2 protein-coding genes are annotated in these 1,999 nt (G+C 75.4%); one reads left to right on the top strand and one right to left on the bottom strand.

Annotated elements, in window-relative coordinates:
* The coding region (locus JNW98_RS35295) for a PP2C family protein-serine/threonine phosphatase (protein ID WP_223772348.1) at nt 1-1,052 on the top strand (1,052 nt) is incomplete at its 5' end.
* 7 nt (nt 1,053-1,059) lie between these two features.
* Here JNW98_RS35295 and JNW98_RS35300 read toward each other — a convergent pair.
* Nucleotides 1,060-1,512, bottom strand: coding sequence for a helix-turn-helix domain-containing protein (locus JNW98_RS35300; RefSeq protein WP_223772349.1), 453 nt, complete (start codon nt 1,510-1,512; stop codon nt 1,060-1,062).
* Nucleotides 1,513-1,999 lie beyond the last annotated feature (487 nt).

Raw genomic sequence — 1,999 nt, forward strand, 5'->3', positions numbered from 1 at the left:
CGCGGGCCGCCGACCCGGTCGGCGGACTCGCCCACTACCCGGCCGACCGGCTGGTCGCCGAGTGCGTGGCCACCGGCCGCCCGGTCCACCTGCCCCGCGTCGGCACCCGCGACCTCCCGCGCATCGCCCGCGACGGGACCGCCGCGGCCGTCCTGGCCCGGGCCGGCCTCCACTCGTACATCGCCGTGCCGCTCATCGCCCGCGGCGAGGTGCTCGGCGCCCTGGACCTCAAGCGCACCGACAACCCGCTCCCGTTCACCGACGACGACGTGGTGCTGGCCGGCGAACTCGCCGCGCGCGCCGCCGTCTGCATCGACAACGCCCGCTGGTACCAGCGGGAGCGCGCCGCCGTGCTCAGCCTCCAGCGCACCCTGCTGCCCCAGCGCCCGCCCAGCCCGCCCGGCCTGGAGGTCGCCTACCGCTACCAGCCGGCCGGCACGGCGGTGCAGGTCGGCGGCGACTGGTTCGACGTCGTCCCGCAGGACGGCGGCAAGAGCGCCCTGGTCGTCGGCGACGTCATGGGCAGCGGCATCACCGCGGCCGCCGCCATGGGCCAGCTCCGCACCGCCGCCCGGACCCTCTCCGGCCTCGCCCTGGACCCGGCCCAGGTGCTCCGCCACCTCGACGCCGCCGCCACCGGTCTGGACCAGCAGATCGCCACCTGCGTCTACGCCGTCTACGACCCCGAGGCCGGCCGGTGCTGCGTCGCCAACGCCGGGCACCTGCCGCCGGTCCTGCTGCGCGACGGCGGCCCGCCCGTCCTGCTGGACCTGCCCACCGGCGCCCCGCTGGGCGTGGGCGGCGTGCCTTTCGAGAGCGTCTCCGTGGACCTCGCCCCGGGCGACCGCCTCGTCCTCTACACCGACGGCCTGGTGGAGACCCGCGACGAGGCGCTTGACGTCCGCCTCGCGGAGCTCGTCCGCGTCCTCGACGCCCCCCGGATCGGCCTGGAGGAGACCTGTGACCTGCTGCTCTCGGTGTTCCGCGAGGGGAGCGACGACGACGTGGCGCTGCTGGTCGCCGAGGTCGGCGGCCGGCCGGGCGGCGGGTGACGGGGTGTCAGGAGCCGTGCGCGCGGCCGTCGGTGGGCAGGTCCCGTAACGCGCACCGGGCCCGGGTGGCGGAGTCGAGGATGTCGTTCAGCATGCGGGACAGCAGGTCCACGCGGGCCGCCGGGTCCCCCGACTCGGGCCCGTCGCCCGCCAGTTCCTTGTTGACCTGCCGGAAGACCTGCTCGTCGAGGAAGTACGCGGCGCGCGGGATGCCCAGGCTGTCGCTGACCTTGAGCAGCGTCTCCAGGGTGAGGTTGGAGCCGTCCGCCGACTCCGCCTGGGACAGCGTCCGTTTGGACACCCCGGCGCGTTCCGCCAGTCCGGCCAGGGTGAACGGGCCCTCGGGGTGATGGTGGCGCACGTACCGCAGGCGCCGGGCGACGTCCGCCTTGGCGGCGGTGATCCGCGCCTCCAGGGACGGCCGTTCCCCGCCCCCCGCGGGCGCTCCCCCCTGCTGCATCGTCCACCCTCCCGCGCGCTCCGACCCGAGGACTCTAACCGTCGGGGGAGGGGCGGAGCCATGGACGTACCCGGGAGGCATAACCGCGCTCTGGGGGTGATTGCCTGATTTGTCGAGGGCGCAGACGGCGGGAAGGTGGATATGGGCCGACTTTGGGTGCAATAGATTGCGACTTGGGGCAGCAAGTTGCCATGGCCGGATCCGGATGGCTAACGTCCGCGGTGATGCGGGCGGCGGCCGCTCAAAGCCACGGGGGTGCTTTGAGGGCGGTCGCCGTCCGTGTCATCCGCAGGCCCCGTCCCCCGACCCGTGGCGGACGACCTCCGGGTACGGGCCGGGGCCGGGATCCTCACGGGCCCCCCGCCCGCCGGGCGACCGGCCCGCGGAGTCCGCCGGCGGCACCGCGGTCGATGCTGTCCACGATCGTGATCCGCCCGACGGCGACGCCGAGTTCGCGCAGCGCCTCGGTCGTCCGCCGGGGGACCAG

This window comes from Streptomyces huiliensis (genome assembly GCF_020037025.1).
Taxonomy (GTDB): Bacteria; Actinomycetota; Actinomycetes; order Streptomycetales; family Streptomycetaceae; genus Streptomyces; species Streptomyces huiliensis.